Origin of the sequence: Pseudoalteromonas sp. 1_2015MBL_MicDiv (assembly GCF_002407505.1) — a bacterium.
Classification (GTDB): domain Bacteria; phylum Pseudomonadota; class Gammaproteobacteria; order Enterobacterales; family Alteromonadaceae; genus Pseudoalteromonas; species Pseudoalteromonas fuliginea.
This window is the reverse complement of sequence record NZ_CP012738.1, coordinates 818305-843305: the sequence shown is the minus strand read 5'-3', so window position 1 is coordinate 843305 and position 25001 is coordinate 818305. Positions and strand designations below refer to the sequence as shown.

The following is a 25001-nucleotide window of genomic DNA, read 5'->3' as shown; positions in this document are numbered from 1 at the left end:
GTGTCTTTACTTGACTACTTCCGCTCAGAAAAGAAAAACAGTGCGTCATTAGCAAAAGAGCGATTGCAGATCATTGTCGCGCACGAGCGTTCTCAACGAGGAACGCCGGATTACTTACCACAATTAAAACAAGATATTTTAGATGTGATCCGTAAATACGTGAACGTAAGTAGCGATGCGGTACAAGTTCAATTCGATCAAAACGAAGATGATCTAGCTGTTCTTGAGCTAAACGTTACGTTACCTGATGAAGAAAAGAAGTAAATATAAAATGGGCGCTTAAAGCGCCCATTTTATTTATATCTGCTTTGTAATAGCGGCTCTAAATACCTATGCTTTGATCCTCTGCGCTGAACTAAAAGTTTTTCACCATGCAAATCAACAGATAAATGTCACACAATTAAAGGGTATATTTAATCTTAAGTATCCCACTCTTTTAGCGCATCTTGAACATATGAATAACGCCAAGAGCTAAGTAAGTCAGGCTTTATATGACTCCTTTTTTGCTCATTAGTAAGCTTCCAATTCCAACTGATCAATTGATTAATTTGCTTTTTAGAAGCCATAACGTCTTCTGGTATATTGTGCTCTTTAGCTACTTTGGTGATTTTTTGCTTTATATCTTTAGCAACTTTTTTGTAAGTAGGAAAATCAATTAAGCGCTTAAGTACTTCGGGGTGCTCGCTCTCAGGTATTGCTTTAGCTGCTTCAATACATTTTAGTACCTCAACACCAGAACGATTAACTTCTATAGCTTCAACACCAGGAATTTGACGAAGAGCATTTAGACTAGAAGGGCCACGTTTTGCAATTTCAGTCATGTTATGTTCTTTTAAAACAAAATTAAGCGCTAAATTTTTTCTAATTGCTTTATTTCGTCGCCATACAGCAAGCTCTTTTAATACAGCCAGCTCATGTGGTTTAAGTTGCCATGCATTTTTAATATCTTTATATAAAAGTTCATCGGGTGTTTGAAACGCACGTTTATTAGCAATTAATTCGCTTTCATTAATAACAATATCAAATAAATCAGCTGCTTTAATACGCTCAATAATTAATTTAAAACACGGCAGCAAATGAAATGTGTCAGCTGCTGCATAATCAAGTTGTTTAGTCGTTAACGGACGTTGCAACCAATTAGTACGCGATTCACTTTTATCTATTTCAATACCCAGCAGCTCTTTTACCATAAGCGCAAAACCCATACAGTTGCCTTCACCTAGCAATTGCAGTGCAAATTGTGTATCAAATAACGGCGCAGGGACAAAGCCTGCGTATTTTTGAAATACTTCAATATCCTCTGAAGGTGAATGTAATACTTTTAGTACGGTGGGGTCTTTTAATATTTGCCAAAAATCAAACAAAGAAAGTTCAGCCAGTGGATCAATCAAAGCTAAATGCTCGCCATCAAATACTTGGATAAGTGCAACTTCTGGATACAAAGTGCGACGACGCATAAACTCGGTATCAATAGCTAAAATAGGCTTGTTTTTTATTTGTTCAACAAAAGTGTTCAGTTGATTTTGTGTTTCGATTAATTGATATTGCACTTAGTCTCCTACAATAAAAAAGCCGGCTATTGCCGGCTTTTTTATAGGTTGCTAATCTTTCAAGGCTCTTCTGAGTATTTTACCTACATTAGTTTTAGGTAATTCATCCCTAAACTCAACGAGCTTGGGAACCTTATAATTAGTTAAATTATCACGACAGTGATTTATTATATCTTTTTCAGTCAAAGAAGGGTCTTTTTTTACAACAAAAACTTTAACTTGTTCACCGCTTGCATCATGTGGAATACCAATAGCTGCTACTTCAAGCACACCTTCGTGCATAGCGATAACTTCTTCAATTTCATTTGGGAAAACATTGAAACCAGAAACAATAATCATGTCTTTTTTACGATCGACGATAAAAAAGAAACCTTCCTCATCATAGGTTGCAATATCACCTGTTGCAAACCAACCATCTTTTAAACATTCAGCGGTTGCATCTGGTCGCTTGTAGTAACCAAGCATTACCTGAGGTCCCTTAACCCATAGCTCACCAGGCTCACCTTGTGCAGCCTCTTCACCATTATCAAGAATTAACTTTATATCAGTATTTGGCGCTGGTAAGCCAATAGAACCGTTGTACGCTTTCAAATCGTAAGGACTGATAGTCACTAAAGGAGCACATTCAGTAAGGCCGTAGCCTTCCATTAATTTTGAGCCAGTTACTTTTTGCCATTTTTCAGCGACTGGACGTTGAACGGCCATACCGCCGCCTAATGACATTTTCAAATGGCTAAAATCAAGTTCAGCAAAACCTGGAGTATTTAACAAGCCATTAAATAACGTATTAACACCCGTAATGGCAGTAAATTTTGTTTGTCCTAATTCTTTAACAAACCCGGGCATATCGCGCGGATTAGTAATTAATAAGTTTAAACCACCATATTTCATAAAGGTTAAGCAGTTAGCCGTTAATGCAAAAATATGATAAAGCGGCAATGCGGTAACAACAACTTCTTTACCTCGTTCCAATACTTTATCTAAACAGCCCGATACTTGCTCAAGATTCCCCACCATATTACCGTGGCTCAGCATTGCTCCTTTAGATACACCCGTTGTACCACCAGTGTATTGTAAAAAAGCTAAATCGCTTAAGTTCATTTCCGGGCGTTTATATGCATCTGCATCTGCTTCTAACAAGTCAGAAAACTTAATCGTATTAGGTAAATTGTATGTAGGCACCATTTTTTTAACGTGCTTAACAACAAAGTTTACTATGTGTTTTTTAAGGCCACCAACCAAATCGCCTACTTGCGTAACTACGATATGTTTAACATCAGTATGTGCAAGTGATTTTTCAAGCGTATCTGCAAAGTTTGCAAGAATAAAAATTGCGGTGGTATCAGAGTCTTTTAATTGATGCTCTAACTCACGCACGGTATAAAGTGGATTAACGTTAACAACCACACAACCCGCACGTAAAATACCTAAAATTGATATCGGCGTTTGCAATAAATTGGGCATCATAACAGCGACTTTGTCGCCTTTTTTGAGACCTAAATTATTTTGAATGTAAGAAGCAACTTTTTTGGTTGCTGTATCAATTTCGTCATAAGACAATGTTTTACCCATATTAGTAAATGCAGGTAAATCTTTGTAGTCACTAAAACTTTTTTCGAACACTTCGAGTAACGAGTTGTAATGCTCAGGATCGATTGTTTCAGGCATACCCTCTGGGTAGCGCTTAAGCCAGATTTTTTCCACTCTTAGCCCCTGTTTATAATTATATTTTTATTAACCTTAATCTAAGTAAGGCACTTTAACAATTGAGCAAATACTCTAATGCGGGAATAATCCCACATTTATCGACAATATACAATTAACGTGCACCACTTTGCACCATAAATGCTTGAATATATTCAAAACATTCGTTACTACTTTGCATATGACAATGATGTCCACCACCAACATTAATTACACTTAAGTCACTGTAATAACTAATATACTTAGCTAAATTCTGTTTTACAAACGTATAACCTTCATTACCTATAATTAATTGACATGGTGCAATTAAATCTTTTATTGCACCAATACATTGCGCTTCATCAAACCTAAAACCTGAGTGATTTTTAAGCTTTGGGTCAGTCGTTAATTCAAACCCTCCATCGATTGCTTTTATGTTTCGATTCATTAAAAGCATAATTAGTTCATTATTCAAATCGGTAGTTTGTGAGCGTGCTTCATAAATTAGCGTTTTCGATTTATAAATTCTCGATTTCTTATTTTTTAATCTTGCTCTATTTAATACCGCATTTTTTAACTGTTCGCATACATCTTGGCTAGGGGTTGTAACGCAGCCAATGCCTTCAATAAAGGTAACCGACTTAACATAATCGTTAAAACAGCTAGCAAAAAGTCCTGCCACCATGGCTCCCATCGAGTGACCAACTAAATGTACTTTTTTTACACCAAGCGCATTTATAAACTGGTATAAATCATCAATATAATCAACAAAATAATAGTGAGCATCTTGACTTCGCCAAGATGACAAACCGTGGCCTGCAAAGTCAATACAGTACCAAGTATGCTCAGGTTCAACGCCATCAAGCATAGGAGCAAAGCTATTACTATTATCGAGCCAACCGTGCAGTGCAATTACAACATCAGCGCCCGACCCTTTCTTTTGACCACGAATATTTAAATTGTTGGTTTGAATATTAAATGGCTGCATACCAAACCTCTTGTTGTTTTTAATGCATTGTCATTTATAGCATACAAGTTGTCAGACCACTAACATCTCCCTATTTGTTCAGCCTTGATGAGACTTTCACTCAATAAATAAAAAACAAAGTAACCATTAATTTTCAATAAGTTAAATAAACCCTAAATTTAAGAAAAGATCAATTTTCTAAAAACTAAACAGCGTTTTAATCTATTGCATGTTTTTATAAATAATAACAAGTATAAATACTGTGAATGACAACTTTAGGGCGTGTTGACCTTTGTAAATTGAAATTTGTTCAATCTAGGGACGATTAAATCGCGGCGCGAGGTTTGTAACCTAGTGGGCTCGGTAACTGCTCCTGCGTTACCCTAATGGCTTACATCCATGTAAGAATAAGTAAAAACCGAGCAAAGCTTCCGCGTCCTGCTCCCCCCCCCTTACCTACATCCCTGTCTCTTATACACAAGCCTTTGAATATCGTTAAGTCTGTGATCTAATCGATCATCATCACTCATAGATTTATCATATGCACACAAACACTTCTGAAGAATGGGCTCAATTAATTTTTGGTAACGCTAATTTAGGAGATCCGAGACGCACCCGACGATTAGCTCTACTAGCAAGCGATATGGCTGAGAATGCAGACAGCTCAATTGTTAAGGCTTCTGATACACCCGCAAAAATTGAAGCCGCTTATCGTTTCATTAGAAATGAGAAAATATCCCCTCAAGCGATTGCCTATTCAGGATTCTCACAAACGAGTGAAGCGGTAAAGCAGTTGCCTTTGGTTCTCGCTATCCAAGATACGACAGGATTGACATTTAAACACAGTGTTTGCAAAGAATTAGGCGATGTGAACTGTACAAATACATTAGGAAAACCATCAAAAACAAGAACGCTATATGCGCATTCAACTTTAGCAATTGATGCAGATACGGAGCACGTTATTGGTTTACTCGACCAGTACTATTGGTTTAGGAAATCAAAGGTTAAAGGGACTAAAGATCAACAACAGCAACGCCCTTACGAAGAGAAAGAAAGCTATCGCTGGCAACAGACATTAATGGATATAAAAAAACGTACAGGTGAATTATCAAATATACTTAACATCTGCGACAGAGAAGCTGACATTTATGAGTACATGACTTACCAAAAAGATGAAGGGCATCGATTTTTAGTCAGAGCAAAAGAAAATAGAAAATTAATAGAGCCTCAATGCAATCTCAATCAGTTAATAGAAACAGCGCAGGGTCAGTGTTGTTACACTATTAATATAGCGCAACGTGCGGGAAGAAAAGCGCGTCAGGCCCGAATTACATTGAGCGTCAATGTCATTGTCTGTCAGGAAAAAGAAAGTACGCAAAAAAATCCATTATGTTGGATTTTATATATGACAGAGCCCGTAAATACAGCAGAAGATGCCCAGAAATTAGTAAGATACTATGAACTTCGCTGGCGTGTAGAGGAGTTTCATAAAACATGGAAAACAGATGGAACCGAAGTAGAAGATTTACGTTTGCAGCACAGTGATAATATTTTACGAATTGCGATCATTAAAGCGTTTATTGCTGTCAGGTTATTACAGCTGCAAAATATGGCGCAAAGGAGTGAATTAGACAAAGAAGTGAGATGTACAACTTGTGTTAAAGAGATGACGTGGAAATTACTATGGGCAAAGGTTGAAAAGGATGTGCTGCCGGATAAAGTACCGTCTCTCCATTGGCTATACTATAGTTTAGCGAAATTGGGAGGGTGGTATGACAGTAAAAGAAATGGTCGAGTTGGCGTAAAAGCACTCTGGAAGGGGTGGTTGAAATTAGCAGAAATGGTCGAATCTGCCGAATTGTTAATATCAATTCAGCAGACAGAAAAGTTGTGATCAAGAGACAGACCTACATCCATGTAGGCAACAAAGAGTTGATCGTCCCTAGAAAGAACCCAAAGGGCAGCGCATGTTTGGTATTTATGCGGCGTTATCGCCTATTCATGGGGAATAACCACACAACATAGGCTCTGCCTTGCCTAAAAACCAAACATACTGCTGCAAATTCACCCACCAAAGATCAACACGCCCTAATTACTATTTATAACCTATCGGCTTAAATAATCCACCTACCGAAATGGTTTCTTACAAATATTCATTTATTTATCATACTAAGTCTATACAATAAAAGCGGCTATTAAATAAGGTACACTCATAAGGTACAACCATGAAAAAACAGATCAGCTTATTGGCACTTTTATGCGCCACATCGGGTGTTTACGCAGAATCAGCACCTAAAAATGTAATTTATATGATTGGTGACGGCATGGGTCCGGCTTACACCACTGCTTATCGCTATTTTAAAGATGACCCTGCGACTAAAGAGATTGAAGGAACTGTTTTCGATACAATTTTGAAAGGTATGGCACATACTTACCCTGACGATCATACTTATGTAACCGACAGCGCAGCAGGTGCAACAGCACTGAGTAGCGGTCATAAAAGTTACAATGGCGCAATTGCAGTAGATACAGACAAAAAATCAGTTAAAACCATGCTTGAAATAGCAAAAGAGCGCAGTATGACAACAGCGCTTATAGCAACATCACAAATAAATCATGCCACTCCAGCAAGCTTTGCTGCACATAATGAATCGCGTAATAACTACGACGATATTGCCAACGATTATATTGATAATAAAATTGTAGGTAAATTACCTGTCGATTTAATGCTCGGTGGTGGTACTCAATACTTTATTAGAGACGATCGTAATTTAGTTGATGAGTTTAAAGCTGCTGGTTATCAATACGGTGACGATATTAAAAACCTTGGCCAGATAACAAAAATACCAGCCATTGGCTTATACGCACCTAAAGGACTGCCTTTCGCACTTGATGAAAATCCAACTCGCCTAACTCAGCTCACATCTAAAGCGCTCAATTTGCTAGATGACCAAAACAAGAATGGTTTTTTTGTAATGATTGAAGGCAGCCAAATTGATTGGTGTGGTCACGCAAACGATATAGCCTGTGCAATGGCTGAGATGGATGATTTTGCTAAATCAATAGAACAAGCAAAAGCGTATGTTGATAAAAACAAAGACACTATATTAGTCATAACGGCCGATCATTCAACAGGCGGGTTAACCCTTGGCGCACATGGTCAATACAAATGGGAAACTGATGTAGTAAAAGGTGTTAAAGCAACTGCTGGTAAACTAACTCAACTTTTACTGGATGCTGATGATTTAAAACCAGTATGGACTGCTAACACCAATATTGAATTTACAACTGAAAACCAAATAAAACTTGAGCAAGCTAAAAAAATGGGTGAAAAAGCACTTAATTTAGCTGTTAAAAGCATTATTAGCGATGCAAGCTTTACTGGCTGGACAACCGGCGGACACACCGCTGTAGACGTGCAGGTATTTGCTTATGGTAAAGGCAGTGAACAATTTATTGGATCGCAAAACAATACCGATATTGCTGATAAACTAATCGGCTTTATTGAAAAATAAAAATTGTATTTCATTTTGAATGACAAAAAGCCCGAACACATGTTCGGGCTTTTTATTAAATCTTATAGCTATATTCAAGTAAAGCGCGGTAATGCACTTTAAGCGTATATATCAACGCCTATTAAATTTTGTACTTCTGCTCTGCGTTCTAAATTAGCAAATTCAGTATAAGTAGAAATCGCTTTGCTTACTTGAGCTGTCGGTTGGTCGTAAATTGTTTGCCTGTACTCATTGCTTTTAGCACTGCTTTTAAACAGCTGATTAGCCAGTTCAACACCCTCGACACTGCTTTTTACATAATCGGTATTCGTTTTTTTAGCAGCCGGTTGGTCTAATAAGCTCTGTGGTTTATTAGTAACAACTTTGGTAGAGCTAACCCTACCCGGAATATCTCCGGTAAAAAAACCTGAACCAATAGGCAGCGTCATTACGCGTCTCCAACCTTAATAATGCATAAAATTATGATTTAAAAACAACCAATTTGCAAATAATATGATTACTCACGTCCTGGTAGCTTTTTCCAAGTCACCGTATCGCGCACATATTTAGGTTGAGCGTCGCTCGCTTTTACAACATCACCCGCTAAAAACGCGGCTTCAACATGCGCTAGCATATAACGTGCATCGGGTAATGTAATTTCACTATTAATTGTCACATTTTCAAAGTCATTAAGAGCATCAGGATAGGTTTTAAAACCCGTGCCCACCGCTACAGATGGCTCAGTGGTTGCTATATAATCATAATTTAGTAAATCAGGTTTTATAACGCATTCTTGGTTAACTAAAAGCATTAAATTATTTTGCGCTTGGTAATGGGCAAAATATATTTCCCCCATACGCGCATCTATACTTGGGTAAACACTAAGACTGCCGTTTTGTTCAAACGCTTGTTGCGCCATAATTGCAAGTGTAGAAACACCTACTAGCGGTAAGTTAGTTGAGTACGCTAAACCCTGTGCTATTGCTACACTAATACGTACACCAGTGAAACTACCTGGCCCTTGGCCAAAACCGATTACATCTAAATCTTTTAATTTGCAGTTTGCTTTAGTTAACAGCTCATCCACGAGTGGAAGTATTTTTTGGCTGTGCTGCTGCGGACACTCTTCAAAATGATGAAATGTTTGGCCCTGAAAATGTAAAACAATTGAAAGCGCCTCAGTAGAAGCATCAAGGGCTAGAATGTTACTTTTTATCATTTTATTACTCTAATTAATTTGTTGTAAAAATTTATTGGCATCTTCTAAACTTCGTGTTCGGCGCATTGGCGGTAAGCTTTTTAAAAATACTTGGCCATATTGTCGTGTAACTAAGCGATTATCACATATGACAAGTACACCTTTATCTTTGCTATCGCGTATTAAACGCCCAACACCTTGTTTAAGTGCAATAACAGCTTGTGGCAATTGTATATGCGCAAAAGGGTCTTTCCCCTGCATTTGGCAATCTTGCATTTTAGCTTGTAATAATGGGTCATCGGGTGCTGCAAATGGCAATTTATCAATAATAACACAACTTAACGTACTGCCGCGTACATCAACACCTTCCCAAAAAGAAGCCGTGCCGAGTAATACCGCATTACCATGGCGGGTAAATTTCTCTAAAATAATACGCTTAGACATTTGCCCTTGCATATAAACTGGGTAGTCTATTTGTGTAGTTAGCCCTTCGGCTACCAAATGCATCATTCGATAGCTAGTAAATAATACAAAACAACGCCCTTGTGCTGATTTTATAAGCTCAAGCGTTAATTTTACAATTGCATGGGGCATATTATCAGCGTGTGATTCGGGTAAGTAGCGAGGTAAACACAGCAGCGCCTGATTAGGGTAATCAAATGGGCTATCTACCATCATGCTTTGTTTTGGTTTTAAACCTAGGCTTGCATTAAAATGCGCTAGTTTGTTGTCAACCGAAAGTGTTGCTGAAGTGAATACAAAACCTGCGCCCGTGTCTTGCATCATTTGAGCAAACTTAGCTGATACATTTAATGGCGTTATATTAATTGTTAAATAACGGCGCGTTGTTTCATACCAATAACTAAAGCCGGTTTGGGCTGTATCAAAAACCCGCTCTAACTGCCCTTTAAACGCAAGTGCACGTTCAAATGGATGCTCAATTTTGTCGCTTCTATCTAGGCAAAGCTTAAGTACTTGGTAAACAAAATCTAAATCACTGATCACACGATGAAGTGCTGCGCATATTTGTTTATCACTGAGCTTTTCACGCCAATCGCCACGGCTGCCATCAACGCCAAACTGTAATCGTAAATCAGCAACGCTTGTCTCAAGCTTATTTAAGCTTTTACCGAGCTGCAGCATATCGGGAATTTCGGCTCTATAAATAGCACGTAAGTCATTAATTAAGTCCACCAGCTTTTTAGTGCTAACACTTTCACCAAAGTAATCGCTGGCAATTTCGCTTAACTGATGGGCTTCATCAAATATGTAAGCATCTGCTTTTGGCATAAGTTCAGCAAAGCCACTTTCTTTTACGGCCATGTCGGCAAAAAACAAATGGTGATTAATTACAACCACATCGGCATCGGCCGCAGTTAAACGTGCTTTGCGTATATAACAGCTTTGAAAATCTGGACACTCTTTACCTAAACAATTATCGGCTGTTGAATTTACATAAGGCAGTACTTTGGCATCATCTTCTATACCTATACAATCAGCCAAATCGCCCGATTGTGTTTCGCTTGCAAACTTAGCTACCATAGCTAGTTGATGCATTACGTCAGAGTCGTCAGTAGGTACATGTGCAACATGTTGATTAAGTCGGTAGGTGCATAGGTAATTGGCGCGCCCTTTTAATAAGGCGGTTTTTTTTGAAGCACTTAAAGCTTTAACTAGTTGCGGTAAATCTCGGTGATAAAGCTGCTCTTGTAGGGCTTTAGAGCCTGTCGATATTATCGTTCGACCTTTTGATTTAAGTGCTGGGGCTAAATATGCAAACGTTTTACCCGTACCAGTACCGGCTTCAACGACCAATTGCGAACTGTTTTTTAATGCATCAGCAACGGCGACAGCCATATCTATTTGAGGTTGGCGAGGAGTGTATCCATCTAAAGACAACGCCAAAGGCCCGGTTGCGCTAAACAGTTGTTTGATAATACCAATCACTTTACAATAAATAATAGCGGGATTTTACGTAAGCTAAACATCAAGGGCAAGTAATTAAGTAATCGGTTTGAGTATATAAATAAGGGAGCAGAGCTCCCATTAGTTATTATTGCGCATTTATGGTTAAGGTTATTCCACTAGCTGCGCTGTACCCCTTTAAGTCAATATACCACTTGCCCGCTTGTGGGTTGGTAATACTACACGTTTCAGCATTACCATTTTTATACGGTCTACATTGATATACAGATTCAGTTGATTGACTGGCAAAATTTACATATAAATCGGCATCGCCTGAGCCACCAGCCATAGTTATATTTAAAGAGGAATACCCAGCTTCTAAGTCTTGTGTAAACCGCCCCCAATCTCCCGTAGCAACACTAATATCAGTTTCTGTTCGATTAATGGGTTCAATCGCTGTTGTTTCACTATAACTGGCAATAAGAGAAACATTAGCAATAGCGTTCCATGCTTCTACCATAACGTAATAAATACCGTTTTGGGCACTCGCAATATCACAACTTTCATTGCTCGATGATGTTGTACTTTTACAATCAAAATTTTCTAATGTAGGCGCTGTATTAAATTTAACATATAGGTCTGCATCACCGCTGCCACCTGAGGTAGTAAAGTTTAAGTTACTTGCATTATTAGGTACCTGTAGCGTATAGATAAGCTGCGCTTTAGCATCACCTGCAAGGCCAGAAACTGCAACACCATTTTGTAACTCATTATTAGCTGGTGGCACTATATCACCAGCATTTTTTGCCATTTCAGCTAAATAACTCACAGCAAGTTTTGCAAATTTACTAGCGTGGTCAGCATCAAAATTAGCGTCATTCTGTGTATGAATTAGCGGATTAATATCAGCCATCCTAGATTCAAATGGCATTGATGCTGCAAAGCCTTGTTGATACCATGATGCATGATCAGAACACCCATACCCACATTGGTCAAAACCATAGGTAATGTTAGGTAAGTAGGTATCAATTAACTGACCTAAAAATTGGTTTTGAGCATTTGTAGTGTAATCAGTCATCATTACAATATCTTCGCTACTGCCATTGTTTCCAGTCATATCAAATTGCACCATGCCGATCACATTTTTTCCTTGTGATTTATAAGATGAAGCAATATCTTTTGAACCTCTTAAACCAACTTCCTCTGCAGCAAAAGCCATTATATGAATTGTTTTTTGCGGTTTATAATCATTTTCAACAATCGATCTTAACACTTCAGATAATACAGCAATCCCCGATGCATTATCATCAGCCCCTGGTGAGCGACCGTTGCTTGGATTTGATTGATTAATTGAGTCTAAATGCCCACCAATAATGACAATTTCATCAGCCTCTTCATCTCCTGCAATAGTAACAATGACCGACGACTGCGCCCAGCTATGAGTAAAGTAATCAACATTTATATCATTACGCGTAGCTGCTAACTGTTGCCAGTAATCTTTTAGCCATTGTGAGGCATCTACCCCAGTTTGAGCCGTGTAATAGCGATTATAAAAGCTACTCATCGAATTAACTGTGTTCGTCAAATTATTTGGACTAATACTATTTATTAATTGCTGAGTTGTTTGCGGATTGTCAATGCTATATGTAGCAGCTAACGCACTTAGATTTTGATTTTGAACGGCAGCTAACTGCTGAGTGTATTCATTAGCCTCGATTAACGAATCATGAGCAACAAACCCTCCACAGCGATGATAATTATCATGCATAAACTCACTTAAATGAGCAATATTTGCAGGCCTTATTTTTAACAAATTCACTGTTTGTAATGTTGTATCTTGTATACTCAATAATTCATCATTTGGTTTAAGCGAGTTTTGAACCTGTTTATAATGTTTGGCTGCAACGGGATCTATCGTTACCCAAACACTTTCAGTGTCTTGTGCGTATGAGGGTTGGGTAAGTAATAAAGTACTAGCACTGAATAGCATAATTTTTATCGCGTGTTTCATTAATTGATACCTTTTAAGTCGAGTAATGCCTTTGAGAAGAGGGAGTTTTGAAAAATAAAAAAGGGAGCGAATGCTCCCTAGAAATTAACTTAATTGGCTGAAATACTTAATGTTATACCGCTTGCCGCGCTATAACCTTGTAAGTCTATATACCATGTACCTGCTTGAGGATTTTCTATCGTACACGTTTCAACGTTTCCATTTTTATATGGGCGGCACTCATAAGAGCTAGTACTAGATGCTGAACCAAAATTTACATATAAATCAGCATCACCAGAACCACCGGCCATTGAAATATCGAGTGAAGAATACCCTGCATCTAAATTTTGCGTAAAGCGTGTCCAACCACCTGAAGCAACGCTCACATTGCTTTCTGTACGGTTAATTGGCGAAACACCTCCGCCAGTAGACCCGTCATAACTACCTGTTAATGAAACGCCTGAAATAGCATTCCATGCCTCTACCATAACGTAGTATGTACCCGCTTGAGCACTACCTATAGAGCAGCTTTCAGTACTTGTAGAAGTTGTACTGTTGCAATCATAAGTGCTAAGTGTCGGTTTGCTTCCAAATCGTACGTATAAATCTGCATCACCAGAGCCGCCATTAGTATTAAATACTAAATTGCTAGCACCCGCTGGTACATCAAGTGTAAAAAACAACTGCTCTTTAGCTGAGCCACTTATACCAGTACGAGTAACGCCATTAGATAACGCTTCATCTTCCGCTGGCGGAGTGGTTGTGCCACATGAACTACCCGAACTTAAATTAGAGTTTACGCCAACAGCACTTAGAGCTGCTTTAACAGCACTTGGATCGTAATTTAAATCACAAGCTGCATCCATAACGCCGTTACCAGCAAGATCCCAGTTAGTGCTTGCAGTCCAATATAATTGGTTTGCACGTGCCATCACTTTAAATGCCTTTTCAGTATCCCAACCAGATGTAGTTGCTAAGTTATAAAATGCTTTATTAAACACCCCAGAACTATAATGAACATCCATTCCTGAAGAGTAGCTTGATTGATTATCAATTGATCTACCATCTTGTGTTGGATTATTCATGTAACGAAGAGCACCGTTGCCTTTAAATATATCTTTACCAACTAACCAATCGTTTGTGCCTTTCATGTAAAATTCAGCCGCTTCACCAGCCATATCAGAGAATGCTTCGTTTAAACCACCTGACTTTCCACTGTAAACTAAACCTGAGTTTTGCTCAGTAAAGCCGTGGCTTACTTCATGAGCTGATACGTCTAGGCTAACAAGTGGATAAAACGTATTTTGGCCATCACCAAAGGTCATCGCACTGCCATCCCAAAATGCATTTTCATAGTTACTACTATAGTGAACTCGCATTTGCAGTTGGAATGAAAGCGGCGGCGTACCAATCCAATCGTTATACATATTAAAAATTACGTTACCAAAATAATGTGCATCATTAAGTGGCGAATAGGCACCATTAATTTCTTTAAAGGTGTTTTCAGGACATGTAAATGAATATGCACTTGAGCCACTAGTACCACCATTTAGGTTAATGGTTTTTACATTTGTGGTATTCATTGAACAGTTATTGCCTGTCTGACTTACATTTAAGCTATCAAAATCAGTGCCATAAATGTATTTCCCAGTTTTTAGATTACCACCTGGGCCTGTCGCATCAGCATGTTGAAGGTTATCAAAGCTAAAAAGTACATCTCCAGAATTTGCATCTATGATTTGATATGGACGTGATGGGTTACTTCCGTAAGTAACATAAGACACTTCATAAACCAAATGCGCTTCACCTTGCTCATCAACCCAAATGGCTAATTGTGATTTTTCATTATGTTTTTCTAAGCCAACAGACTTTATCGCTGCAGATGATTTTTGCAATCCCTTAGCTACTGCCAATTTTTGATTTAACTTTGGAGTAACTGTGTCAATATCGCTTGATATATCATATACAGCAGCACCATGAGCACGTTTAAGTTGCCCATTATTGTTAAACGTCAAGCTCACCGTATCTCCAATTACCGGTAATCCATTATATACTTGTTGATAACGACGAGTTGTATCACCGTTATTACTTTTTATTTCTTTTAATACAACCAGCTCATTTCCTGCCTCTAAACCTACTAACTGATCAGGGCTAACCATCAATACAGAAGACACACCATTTTGTGCTGAATTATTTATATTTGCTTGTTGATTTAAATATTTTTTATTTGCAGCTACTGCGCTTGTTGCTTGTACCAAAGTAAAGGCAGCAAGTGTTGCTATTGTGATTTTTGATAAATTCACGTTTACGCTCCATTTGTTTATTTGTTTGAATATACTTTTATTAATCGGTACATCTTGTTCCCGATTAAAGCAATCCTAGGCTACAAATCATACAATTGAAAATGAAACAAAAAATTTACAATTAAAGTATTAAAAAATAAATTAAAAGCTTTTAATTCAATATCTTAATAAGAACACACTAAATATTAAAAACATTCAATTAACATAATGTAAACATTTATTTACTTTGAGTAACATATTGAAATAAAAATAATACAATTAAGTGTATAAATTTAATAAAGTGATTTTTACAATACAAACACTATTAAATTTAACAAAAGGCCTAAAAAACAAACCTATTTTTAAAGGCGCGGCTGAAGCTTTAACATCTTTAATTTCTTATTTACCAAAACTATTTTTATTAAAAATAAAAATACAAATTGTCTAACAAACACTGTGACATAGCTATATCTCGGGAGTAACATAGGCATGTTTAGATCCCGCTTAACCATATGTTTTTCTCGTTAATTAAGGTTATTAAATGAATGCTTGGTACCTCATTTGTTTTCTCTCTGCACTTGCAATTTTTATTGCATTTGCAAATCAGTACATCCTCAAAATGCAAACTACTATTGCAATAACTACAGGCTCGGTTGTTATTTCTTTACTTTTGATTGTTGCAGTAAAATTATTAGGCGATCAAAACGCACTTGAAATGACAAAAATCGTCTCGAGTATTAACTTTAACGAATTACTCCTCAAAGGTATGTTAGGTTTCTTGCTTTATGCAGGTGCACTGGAAATAAACCTGTTAGCACTTAGAAAACAACGCTGGGAAATAACGGTGTTGGTACTGTTTTCCACTCTTGTTTCTACTTTTATTGTTGGCTACTTAAGCTTTTACTTATTTGCTTTTCTTGGCTGGCCAGTGCCTTTTATTTATTGTTTATTATTTGGTGCGCTTATTAGCCCAACCGACCCTATTGCTGTACTTGCTATTATTAAACAAATGCGAGCGCCAGAAGGAATCTCAATTCAAGTAGAAGGTGAGTCGCTATTTAACGACGGTATTGGTTTAGTAATATTTACGACCATTTTTTCGGTTGCTTTTTATGGCACCGATGCACAATTTGGCGATATAGCAGAACTCTTTTTTGTAGACGCCCTAGGCGGTATTGCGTTTGGTTTGGCTATCGCTTTGGTTGGCCACTTTTTAATTATTAACAGCCGCGATGTAAATATTCGTTTATTGATAACCTTAACTATTCCTACTGCAGGTTTTGCTGCTGCAAATATTTGGGAAATATCAGGCGCACTTGCCATGGTAACCAGCGGCATATTAATGGGTAACATTACTCGTACTAAAGCAACAGAGCGCACGGGGCCTGAAGATACTCGTTACGTAAAAGATTTTTGGCATGCAACCGATAGCTTTTTAAATGCCCTACTGTTTTTAATAATAGGTATGCTAATTGTGACTATGCCTATTACAATCGGGGAAATTGGCTTAGGGTTGTTAATGGTACCGGCTGTATTACTAGCGCGTTTTATAAGTATTGGAGCACCGTTTATTATCTTTAAACGCTTTAGAACTTACGACAAGCACAGTGTTAAAATATTAACTTGGGGTGGTTTACGTGGCGGACTTGCACTTGCAATGGCGGCAGCAATCCCTCGCGAGCAAGTTTTTGTAGGCGGCTCTGACTTACACAACCTTATTGTTATTGTTACTTACGTTGTGGTTATATTTTCTATTATTGTACAAGGTTTAACTATCTCGCCGCTTATTCAAAGCAGCATTAAGTCAGCTGAGCAAGCAAAGTAATAAATGCTTTGTGAGCAATCAAATCAGTAACCAAGTTATTATATAAATCACTTGGTTACTGTTACTCTCGTGTTACAAAAACACTTTAAAGTTCTATAAATTGTTATCCTTTTTATTTATCTGCTTTGTTTAAATTAATCCGCTTGAAATACAAATGAAAACAATTATAATTTTGGCTTTTCCTCTGTAGGGCTTTTCAATGTCCAAAAATAATTCTCACGTGTTTTTTAATTTTGTATCTCTGGGCAAACATCAATTTCATTGTTTTTTTGTGCTTTTTATAATGGCTATGGCAAGCTTTAATGTGTCGGCCTCACCTAATGAGCAAACAAAAATAAAACAAATTGCACAGCTTGCAGAGTATGTAGGTGTAGATTACGTGGCAGCTGTTGGTAATGGTGAAATACTTGACCCTGACGAATATCAAGAAATGACTGAATTTTCGCACGTCATTATTGAGCAAGCTGGACAGCTATCAAGCCAAACCAATGAGTTTGATACAGTAAAGGCACAAGCTAAAGCACTGCATACAGCGATTGCTAATAAATCGAGTGTTGTAGATGTACGTGCAGCAAGCTCAGCACTTCGTGAGTCACTACTTACCTTTATGCCGCAACTATCGTTACCTACATCACTACTTCCCGTTGAGCAAACTAAAGCGCTTTTTGCTACTAACTGCTCAATATGCCACGGCCCAAATGGTCAAGGCGACGGCCCGCTTGCAAAAAACTTATCGCCAGAGCCTACCAACTTTACCGATGAAGAACGCGCAACAAACCGCTCTTTAATGGGGTTGTTTGACGCTGTAAGTAACGGCATTAACGACACACCTATGGTTGCTTTTACCCAATTTAATGAACAACAACGATGGTCTTTAGCTTTTTATGTAGGTAGCTTGGCATTTAAAGATGTTCAAAAACCACAAACTGTAGAACAAAACATTACCGCTTCGCAGATTGTAAACCTAAACCCCGCACAATTATCGGCAGGTCAAAGTGAAGCACAAGCACATTACGTTAAATGGCTTCGTGGTAATCCAGAGCAATTATTTAGCGCTAACAAAAATCCGATAACAGTTACTCGCACGCAGTTACTTGCAGCGCAAGCCGCACATGCTAAAGGCAATTACTCACAAGCAAGTGATTTAGCAATTAGCGCATACTTAGATGGCTTTGAGCTTGTTGAAAACAACTTAAATGCCTACGATGAAACACTGCGTAAAAACATCGAAGTACGACTGATGAACCTGCGCCAAACATTCAAAAACGAAAAAGATACGGCCGTTGTTGCCGAAAAAGTAAGTGCGGCACTAACTCAACTCGCTAAAGCAGATAGCATGCTAAACGAAACTAAGCTAACTGACGGCGCGCTACTTTCAGCAAGTTTAGTTATATTACTGCGAGAAGGCTTAGAAGCACTCTTAGTTATTATTGCCCTTATGACTGTGCTTATTAAAACTAAACGCAAAGATGCGCTAAAATATGTACATATTGGTTGGATAACAGCACTTATTGCTGGTGGTTTAACGTGGGCTGCTGCGCAAACATTAATAGAAATAAGTGGTGCGAGCCGCGAAGTAATGGAAGGTGTTGGCGCATTATTTGCCGCTGTAATTTTACTGTATGTTGGCGTATGGATGCACAGTAAAACAAGTGCGCAACAATGGCAAAAATATATAAAAGACAATATAGATAAGCGCCTTGAGTCGGGTACATTATGGGGATTAGCGGGGCTTTCTTTTATTGCCGTATACCGAGAAGTATTCGAAACCGTGCTGTTTTATCAGTCATTATTAACGCAAAGCTCGCCTGCTCAATATTCATCTATTGCATCGGGTTTTGCGATAGCTATAGCAATACTGGCTATTATTACGTGGGTATTAATTAAATACTCAATTAAATTACCGGTGGCTAAGTTTTTTGCCATTACCACTTACCTACTATTTGCACTCTCGTTTGTGCTTATGGGCAAAGCCGTTATTGCATTACAAGAGGCCGATATAATAGGTATTGCGTCGCTGCCGATGAGCTTTGATATAGCATGGCTTGGTATAAAATCGACATGGCAAGGTATTGTGGCTCAGGTATGTGTGTTTGCAATATTTAGCTTTTATCTATTAAAAAGTAAAAGTCAAAACTAATTAGTTCAACAGAAAAGGGAAGCCTATTTACTAGGGCGTGTTGACCTTCCGAGGTTGAATTTGCAGCAGTATGTTTGGTTTTCAGGCAAGGCAGAGCCTATGTAGTGTGGTTATTCCCCATAAATTGGCGATAACGCAGCATAAATACCAAACATACGCTGCCCTTTGGGTTCTTTCTAGGGACGATTAACTCTTTGTTGCTCGGTTTTTACTTAGCCCACTAGGTTACAAACCTCGCGCCGCGATTAAATCGCCCCTAGATTGAACAAATTTTAATCCTCAAAGATCAACACGCCCTAGGCTTCCCTTTTTAAACTCTAGCAATATATAAGTAACTGTTACCTATTAACCGTAACCTATGCCCATGTATCTAAATGGGGGTTTTCGTCATCGTCTACGTTAGACTTTTTTTTACTACTTTGATCATCAAGCATATTGAGCTTTTTCTTTTTCTGTAACTCACGCCTTTTTTTATTCTCTAGTTCAACTTTTTCAGTAGCCGATCCACTTTGCACACCCGCAATATGGAAAGCGCCTTTTGACTCAACTTCTAGCCTGGTGATTCTTCCTAAATAAGGGATCATGATATCCATACGTACTTCCTTATTTAACTGTTTGATTATCAAAATGCTAAATTTGAATGATAAACAAACAATTATTCGCTAAAATTGCGCTTATTATCTTAATATTATCGACAGTTATAACATATGCTTTAATTAAGCTAAAAAAAACTTGCCATAATATGGCCGTTTATGTTTTTATGAATGCGAAATTTATTTAAACAAATAACAACTGCACGTTTGCGAACTTACGGGCAGTTACATAGGACAAAAAATGCGCTTAAACCTGACAACAGTACATCATCACCACCATTCACCGGAATAACCTGTCAGGTCTTTCGCTGAGAGGTTATTCCTAAAAGGAACCTCTGGCGATTCAAATAACATTGATTCATTTTCGCCCTGAGGTTCCTCTCGGGGTTTTTAGTTTTTAAATTAAAGGAAAATGAATAATGAACAACAGTAATCGTCTACGTATCGCCATCCAAAAAGGCGGCCGCCTATCTAAAGATTGTCAAGATCTACTAAAACAGTTAGGTGTTAAACTTAACCTTCGTGAACAACGCTTAATTGCACACTCAACTAATATGCCAATTGACGTACTACGTGTGCGCGATGACGATATTCCGGGTTTAGTAATGGACGGTGTATGTGACTTAGGTATAGTTGGCGAAAACGTACTAGTAGAAGTTCAAGCAGAACGTGAACGTCAAGGTGTTCCCAGCGAAGTAAACAAACTTTCAAAACTAGATTTTGGTTACTGTCGTCTTGCACTTGCATGGCCACAAGAGCTAGGCGCTCGCGATAAGAGCTGGTTTGAAGGCAAACGTATTGCAACTACCTACCCTGAAATTTTAACTCAGTGGTTAAAGCGCGAAGGCATCAACGCAAGTACAGTAATGCTTACTGGCTCTGTTGAAGTAGCACCACGTGCAGGTTTATCTGATGCAATTTGTGATTTAGTATCTACTGGCGCAACACTTGAAGCTAACGGCTTAATTCAAGGTGATACAATTTTAGAATCAAACGCATGTTTAATTCAAAATAAAGATCTGCAAGACGCTGACAAACTAGCACTAATCAATAAGCTTATGCCGCGCCTACGTGGTGTTAGACAAGCTAAAGAAAGCAAATACATCATGCTACACGCACCAAAAAATAAACTTGATGAAATTTGTGAAATTTTACCTGGTTCTGGTCAACCTACTCTACTTGCCCTTGCTGGTAATGAAGAATACGTAGCACTGCACATGGTAAGCAGCGAAACATTATTTTGGGAAACAATGGAGCAGTTAAAAGCCCTAGGCGCTAACTCTATTTTAGTTATGCCAATTGAAAAAATGATGGAGTAAGTACCATGCTTCGTTGGAATGAGGAATCTTCACAAGTACAAGCCGCGGCGCTAATGCGCCCTGCAGTTTCTGTAAGCGCAAAGGTTGAAGCAATATGCAAAACTATTTTAGCTAATGTAAAAGAGCAAGGCGATGAGGCCTTACTTAGCATGGCCAAAGAGTTTGATAATAGAGCTAACCCACGTTTGCGTGTACCGCTAGATGAAATTAACGCATCAGAGCAAGCACTAAGTGCAGAGCTTAAATACGCAATTGATACCGCTTATGCAAACGTTAAACGTTTTCACGAAGCGCAGTTGCCAAAAGATATTAAATTATCGACCCAACCAGGCGTTGTATGTGAACTGAAATATCAAGCCATCGAAGCAGTCGGTATTTATGTACCCGGTGGCAGTGCTCCACTGCCATCGTCGGTTATTATGCAAGGTGTATTAGCACAGTTAAGCGGCGCTAAAACCGTTGTACTAGCTACGCCGGTACAAGGTGACAAAGCAATTAACCCTGCTATTTTATATGCAGCTAAGTTATGTGGCATTACTACTTTGATAGAAAGTGGTGGCGCAGGCGCAATTGCAGCAATGGCTTATGGCACCGAATCAGTTCCTAAAGTAAACAAAATTTTTGGCCCAGGTAATAGCTTCGTAACAATGGCTAAACAGCTCGTTGCGCAAACTATCCCAGGTATGGCAATTGATATGCCAGCAGGTCCTTCTGAAGTATTAGTTATTGCAGATGAACGTGCAAACCCAGAATTTATAGCCGCCGATTTACTCTCTCAAGCAGAGCACGGGGCAGACTCGCAAGTTATTTTACTATGTAACAGCGAAAGTATTATAGAACAAACTCAGCAGGCACTTACACGCCAGTTAGCTAATTTGAGCCGCAAAGAAACAGCCGAGCAAGCGCTCGCTAATTCTTCACTTATTTTGGTTGATTCAGTTGAGCAAGCATTTGACGTATCGGCGCAATACGGCCCAGAGCACTTGATTTTACAACTAGGCGCTGCAACACCTTACCTAGATAAAGTTAAAAATGCAGGCTCAGTATTTGTAGGTGACTACACACCAGAATCTGCAGGCGATTACGCATCGGGTACTAACCACGTGTTACCAACATATGGTTACAGTGCAACTTACTCGAGTTTAAATTTGCTTGATTTTTTCCGTACATACACAGTGCAAACAATTACTAAAAGTGGTTTAACGCAGCTTTCAAAAGCAATTTTACCACTTGCAGATGCAGAAGGCCTTGATGCCCACGCTAATGCGGTTTCAATTCGTTTAGAGGCAATTAAAAATGAGCAATGAGAGCGCACAAGCGTCTAGCTTATTACCTAAGAATATTGCAGCCCTTGCTGCATACAGCTCTGCAAAAAGTGAAAAGCTAACCGGTACTACGTGGCTAAATGCTAACGAAAGCCCGTATGCTAAAAATCTTGAACTGAGTATTGAGGATTTAAATCGCTACCCCGACCCACAACCGCAACTGGTTATTGACCGTTACGCCGCTTATACAGAGCTTGAAAGCGAAAATGTATTAATGACGCGCGGCGCAGATGAAGGCATTGAGCTTTTAGTGCGCACATACTGTGAGCCAGCTAAAGATAGTATTGCGCTATTTTTACCAACCTACGGTATGTACAAAGTTACCGCCGATACACACAACGTTAGTATTAACGCGCTTACCCAAGAATTATTATTAAGTGGCAGTGTTGATGAAATAGTTGAGGCAGTGGGCAACTCAAAACTGGTATTTATTTGTAACCCAAATAATCCAACGGGCAGCCTAACACCACTTGATAAAGTAAAAGCGATTGCAACAGCACTTATGGGTAAAGCACTGGTTATTGTTGACGAAGCCTATATAGAGTTCTGCCCAGAGCAAAGCGCCACAAAACTTATTAATGAGTTTAGTAATGTAGTGGTTTTGCGCACGCTTTCTAAAGCCTTTGCGCTAGCAGGGCTCAGAACGGGCTTTACGCTTGCACAAGCAGCAACACTAGCGCCAATTCGTAAAGTCATTGCGCCGTATCCGGTATCAGGTGTTGTAGCAAGTATTGCAGCGCAAGCAATTGCACCCGATGTAATTACATCAATGCGCCGCCAAGTTACTATTTTAAATAGCTTAAAAGCTAAGTTGGTAGATTGGCTAAACGCCTCCCCTGCTGCATTAAAAATTCTCACTGGTGAAGGTAACTTTGTTACTTTAAAATTAGCCGATAAAAACTATTTTAAAATTGCACTTGAGCAAGGTTTGGTTATGCGCGCTTTTACACTATACGGTGAAGACGACTGGCTACGAATTTCAATTGGCAGTGAACAAGAACTTGAACAAGTAAAAATTTGGTTAGATGGCTTACAAACGCCGGCTACCGCAGCATCTTTAGCAGGAAACGAAGTATCATGAGTAACCCCTATTTATTTATAGACCGCGACGGCACTATTATTGAAGAGCCAATTACCGACAAACAGGTAGATAGCCTTGAAAAGCTAGCATTTTTACCTGGTGTTATTCCTGCGTTATTACAATTACAAGCGGCAGGTTACCGTTTAGTAATGGTGTCTAACCAAGATGGTTTAGGCACAGATAGCTTTCCTACTGCTGATTTTGACATAGCACAAGACAAAATGATGGACATAATGCAAAGCCAAGGCATTAGCTTTGACGAAGTATTAATTTGCCCACACTTTGACGAGCAAAACTGTGATTGCCGTAAACCTAAAACGGGCTTACTTACCGAGCTTATGCGCTCTGGCAAAGTAGACTTAGCGCGCTCTTTTGTTATTGGCGATCGCCAGACCGATATTGGCCTTGCACAAAACTTATGTTGTGAAGGTATTTTATACGACGGCGATTGGAGTGCCATAGTAACTAAATTGACCACCGCAAACCGCGAAGGTCGTGTTACACGCAACACCAAAGAAACCCAAATTGATGTAGCCATAAACTTAGATCAAACTAAAAATGGCAGCATAGACACCGGCCTTGGCTTTTTTGATCACATGCTTGATCAAATCCGTACTCACGCAAACATTGGTTTAAATATTAAAGCCAAAGGCGATTTACACATAGATGAGCACCACCTTGTTGAAGACATTGGTATTGCACTCGGTGTTGCACTAAAACAAGCCCTCGGTACTAAATCGCAAATTGCGCGCTATGGTTTTGCGCTTCCTATGGATGAATGTAAAGCTGAAGCACAAATTGATTTATCGGGTCGTGCATCATTTGTATTAAACGCTAACTTTAGCCGCGAAAAAGCAGGCGATTTAGACGTGCAAATGGTTGAGCACTTTTTCAAAAGCTTAAGTGATAACGCCGCCATTAGCCTTATTTTATCGGTAAGCGATGGTAACTGTCATCACCAAGTAGAAGGCTTATTTAAAGCGTTTTCACGTGCTCTTCGTATGGCAGTGGCACAAGACACGACCCAACAAACAGCCAGCTCTAAGGGATGTTTATGATTGCCATAATTAATACCGGTTGTGCCAATATTAATTCAGTACGCTTTGCGTTTGAACGCTTAGGCCAAACGCCAACAGTAATTACATCACCAGAGCAATTAGCGGGTTTTGAGCGCGCTATATTGCCAGGTGTAGGTCACGCGTCGGTTGCTATGAAACGCCTAGTAGATAACGGCTGGCAACAAGCTATAAATGAATACCAGCGCCCGCTTATGGGCATTTGTTTAGGTATGCAGTTACTGTGCGAAAGTACCGAAGAAGGTAACGTACAGTGCTTGGGTAAAATACCAGGGCAAGTAAAAGCGCTTGATGTAGGCAATTTAACGTCGCCGCATATGGGTTGGAATAACTTAAGCGTTAACAAAGAGCATGCATTAACTAAAGGGCTGACGCTCGATGAGCAAGTGTATTTTGTTCACAGCTTTGCGCACACCGTAAACGACGCCACATTAGTGAGCGGCGAATATGGTCAAACCTTTTCAGCCATTGTTGCTAAAGACAATTACGCAGGCATGCAATTTCACCCAGAGCGCAGCGCAAAAGTTGGCGCACGTTTATTACAAAATTTTGTTGATTGGCAGTTGTAAGCTG

General features: G+C 38.9%; 19 protein-coding genes. 10 read left to right on the top strand and 9 right to left on the bottom strand.

Annotated features, from left to right (window positions below; all coding sequences use genetic code 11):
* Complete coding sequence (gene minE / locus AOR04_RS21255) at nucleotides 1–264, top strand: cell division topological specificity factor MinE (RefSeq protein WP_007377619.1); 264 nt, start codon at nucleotides 1–3, stop codon at nucleotides 262–264.
* A gap of 155 nt (nucleotides 265–419) precedes the next feature.
* On the opposite strand, the gene rnd is transcribed toward minE, so the two are convergent.
* The 3 genes from rnd to AOR04_RS21240 form a co-directional block, all read right to left on the bottom strand.
* Entirely contained in the window at nucleotides 420–1550 is a 1131-nt protein-coding gene (rnd, locus tag AOR04_RS21250; RefSeq protein WP_007377620.1) for a ribonuclease D, read from the bottom strand.
* A gap of 51 nt (nucleotides 1551–1601) precedes the next feature.
* Nucleotides 1602–3254: a long-chain-fatty-acid--CoA ligase FadD gene (gene fadD / locus AOR04_RS21245; protein ID WP_096794613.1), complete on the bottom strand. Its 1653-nt coding sequence runs from the start codon at nucleotides 3252–3254 to the stop codon at nucleotides 1602–1604.
* A 115-nt stretch (nucleotides 3255–3369) separates the two neighbouring features.
* Nucleotides 3370–4221 (bottom strand): alpha/beta hydrolase, encoded by an 852-nt coding sequence (locus AOR04_RS21240; protein WP_096794612.1) that lies wholly within the window; start codon nucleotides 4219–4221, stop codon nucleotides 3370–3372.
* A gap of 520 nt (nucleotides 4222–4741) precedes the next feature.
* On the opposite strand from AOR04_RS21240, the gene AOR04_RS21235 reads away from it, so the two are divergent.
* Together AOR04_RS21235 and AOR04_RS21230 are read left to right on the top strand one after the other, a co-directional pair.
* A complete protein-coding gene (locus AOR04_RS21235; protein ID WP_096794611.1) occupies nucleotides 4742–6094 on the top strand; it encodes an IS4 family transposase in 1353 nt (450 codons plus the stop codon).
* A gap of 331 nt (nucleotides 6095–6425) precedes the next feature.
* Nucleotides 6426–7715 carry an alkaline phosphatase gene (locus AOR04_RS21230; RefSeq protein ID WP_096794610.1) on the top strand — a complete coding sequence of 430 codons (1290 nt, stop codon included), beginning with the start codon at nucleotides 6426–6428 and terminating at the stop codon, nucleotides 7713–7715.
* A 98-nt stretch (nucleotides 7716–7813) separates the two neighbouring features.
* On the opposite strand, the gene AOR04_RS21225 is transcribed toward AOR04_RS21230, so the two are convergent.
* The 5 genes from AOR04_RS21225 to AOR04_RS21205 all read right to left on the bottom strand — a co-directional run bounded on the left by AOR04_RS21225 (nucleotide 7814) and on the right by AOR04_RS21205 (nucleotide 15090).
* Nucleotides 7814–8143, bottom strand: a complete 330-nt coding sequence (locus tag AOR04_RS21225; protein WP_033029686.1) for a hypothetical protein — start codon at nucleotides 8141–8143, stop codon at nucleotides 7814–7816.
* Nucleotides 8144–8211: 68 nt separating this feature from the next.
* On the bottom strand, nucleotides 8212–8913 hold the full coding sequence (tsaB, locus tag AOR04_RS21220) for a tRNA (adenosine(37)-N6)-threonylcarbamoyltransferase complex dimerization subunit type 1 TsaB (RefSeq protein ID WP_096794609.1): 702 nt from the start codon (nucleotides 8911–8913) through the stop codon (nucleotides 8212–8214).
* Between the two features lie 9 nt (nucleotides 8914–8922).
* Nucleotides 8923–10839 carry an ATP-dependent DNA helicase gene (locus tag AOR04_RS21215; RefSeq protein WP_008138579.1) on the bottom strand — a complete coding sequence of 639 codons (1917 nt, stop codon included), beginning with the start codon at nucleotides 10837–10839 and terminating at the stop codon, nucleotides 8923–8925.
* Nucleotides 10840–10945: 106 nt separating this feature from the next.
* On the bottom strand, nucleotides 10946–12808 hold the full coding sequence (locus AOR04_RS21210) for a M28 family metallopeptidase (protein ID WP_096794608.1): 1863 nt from the start codon (nucleotides 12806–12808) through the stop codon (nucleotides 10946–10948).
* 89 nt (nucleotides 12809–12897) lie between these two features.
* Nucleotides 12898–15090: a M4 family metallopeptidase gene (locus tag AOR04_RS21205; protein WP_008138583.1), complete on the bottom strand. Its 2193-nt coding sequence runs from the start codon at nucleotides 15088–15090 to the stop codon at nucleotides 12898–12900.
* A 520-nt stretch (nucleotides 15091–15610) separates the two neighbouring features.
* Between AOR04_RS21205 and AOR04_RS21200 the strand changes: the two genes are divergently transcribed.
* Both AOR04_RS21200 and AOR04_RS21195 read left to right on the top strand, forming a co-directional pair.
* The gene (locus AOR04_RS21200; protein WP_096794607.1) at nucleotides 15611–16894 is read left to right on the top strand and encodes a cation:proton antiporter; all 1284 of its coding nucleotides are present in this window, start codon (nucleotides 15611–15613) and stop codon (nucleotides 16892–16894) included.
* Between the two features lie 283 nt (nucleotides 16895–17177).
* A complete protein-coding gene (locus AOR04_RS21195; protein WP_096794667.1) occupies nucleotides 17178–19034 on the top strand; it encodes a cytochrome c/FTR1 family iron permease in 1857 nt (618 codons plus the stop codon).
* Nucleotides 19035–19390: 356 nt separating this feature from the next.
* Here the strand turns inward: AOR04_RS21195 and AOR04_RS21185 are convergent, their stop codons facing one another.
* Entirely contained in the window at nucleotides 19391–19627 is a 237-nt protein-coding gene (locus AOR04_RS21185) for a hypothetical protein (protein WP_096794606.1), read from the bottom strand.
* A gap of 419 nt (nucleotides 19628–20046) precedes the next feature.
* On the opposite strand from AOR04_RS21185, the gene hisG reads away from it, so the two are divergent.
* From hisG to hisH, 5 genes are read left to right on the top strand one after another with little or no spacing between them, the layout of a single operon-like run.
* Complete coding sequence (gene hisG / locus AOR04_RS21180) at nucleotides 20047–20946, top strand: ATP phosphoribosyltransferase (RefSeq protein WP_007376294.1); 900 nt, start codon at nucleotides 20047–20049, stop codon at nucleotides 20944–20946.
* A 5-nt stretch (nucleotides 20947–20951) separates the two neighbouring features.
* On the top strand, nucleotides 20952–22253 hold the full coding sequence (gene hisD / locus AOR04_RS21175) for a histidinol dehydrogenase (protein ID WP_008138593.1): 1302 nt from the start codon (nucleotides 20952–20954) through the stop codon (nucleotides 22251–22253).
* Nucleotides 22243–23352, top strand: coding sequence for a histidinol-phosphate transaminase (gene hisC / locus AOR04_RS21170; RefSeq protein WP_096794605.1), 1110 nt, complete (start codon nucleotides 22243–22245; stop codon nucleotides 23350–23352). Before hisD ends, hisC begins: the two co-directional genes overlap by 11 nt.
* A complete protein-coding gene (gene hisB, locus AOR04_RS21165; protein ID WP_008138596.1) occupies nucleotides 23349–24410 on the top strand; it encodes a bifunctional histidinol-phosphatase/imidazoleglycerol-phosphate dehydratase HisB in 1062 nt (353 codons plus the stop codon). Before hisC ends, hisB begins: the two co-directional genes overlap by 4 nt.
* On the top strand, nucleotides 24407–24997 hold the full coding sequence (gene hisH, locus AOR04_RS21160) for an imidazole glycerol phosphate synthase subunit HisH (RefSeq protein WP_002960265.1): 591 nt from the start codon (nucleotides 24407–24409) through the stop codon (nucleotides 24995–24997). The genes hisB and hisH overlap by 4 nt, the downstream gene beginning before the upstream one ends.
* Nucleotides 24998–25001: the final 4 nt, after the last annotated feature.

What these genes read in the sequence shown, in the direction of transcription:
- AOR04_RS21230 (WP_096794610.1), top strand. Translation starts at nt 6,426, where the DNA reads ATGAAAAAACAGATCAGCTTATTGGCACTTTTATGCGCCACATCGGGT.
- AOR04_RS21200 (WP_096794607.1), top strand. Translation starts at nt 15,611, where the DNA reads ATGAATGCTTGGTACCTCATTTGTTTTCTCTCTGCACTTGCAATTTTT.
- hisD (WP_008138593.1), top strand. Translation starts at nt 20,952, where the DNA reads ATGCTTCGTTGGAATGAGGAATCTTCACAAGTACAAGCCGCGGCGCTA.
- AOR04_RS21225 (WP_033029686.1), bottom strand. Translation starts at nt 8,143, where the DNA reads ATGACGCTGCCTATTGGTTCAGGTTTTTTTACCGGAGATATTCCGGGT.
- hisC (WP_096794605.1), top strand. Translation starts at nt 22,243, where the DNA reads ATGAGCAATGAGAGCGCACAAGCGTCTAGCTTATTACCTAAGAATATT.
- AOR04_RS21240 (WP_096794612.1), bottom strand. Translation starts at nt 4,221, where the DNA reads ATGCAGCCATTTAATATTCAAACCAACAATTTAAATATTCGTGGTCAA.
- AOR04_RS21210 (WP_096794608.1), bottom strand. Translation starts at nt 12,808, where the DNA reads ATGAAACACGCGATAAAAATTATGCTATTCAGTGCTAGTACTTTATTA.
- hisB (WP_008138596.1), top strand. Translation starts at nt 23,349, where the DNA reads ATGAGTAACCCCTATTTATTTATAGACCGCGACGGCACTATTATTGAA.
- hisG (WP_007376294.1), top strand. Translation starts at nt 20,047, where the DNA reads ATGAACAACAGTAATCGTCTACGTATCGCCATCCAAAAAGGCGGCCGC.
- AOR04_RS21185 (WP_096794606.1), bottom strand. Translation starts at nt 19,627, where the DNA reads ATGGATATCATGATCCCTTATTTAGGAAGAATCACCAGGCTAGAAGTT.
- hisH (WP_002960265.1), top strand. Translation starts at nt 24,407, where the DNA reads ATGATTGCCATAATTAATACCGGTTGTGCCAATATTAATTCAGTACGC.
- AOR04_RS21195 (WP_096794667.1), top strand. Translation starts at nt 17,178, where the DNA reads ATGGCTATGGCAAGCTTTAATGTGTCGGCCTCACCTAATGAGCAAACA.
- AOR04_RS21235 (WP_096794611.1), top strand. Translation starts at nt 4,742, where the DNA reads ATGCACACAAACACTTCTGAAGAATGGGCTCAATTAATTTTTGGTAAC.
- tsaB (WP_096794609.1), bottom strand. Translation starts at nt 8,913, where the DNA reads ATGATAAAAAGTAACATTCTAGCCCTTGATGCTTCTACTGAGGCGCTT.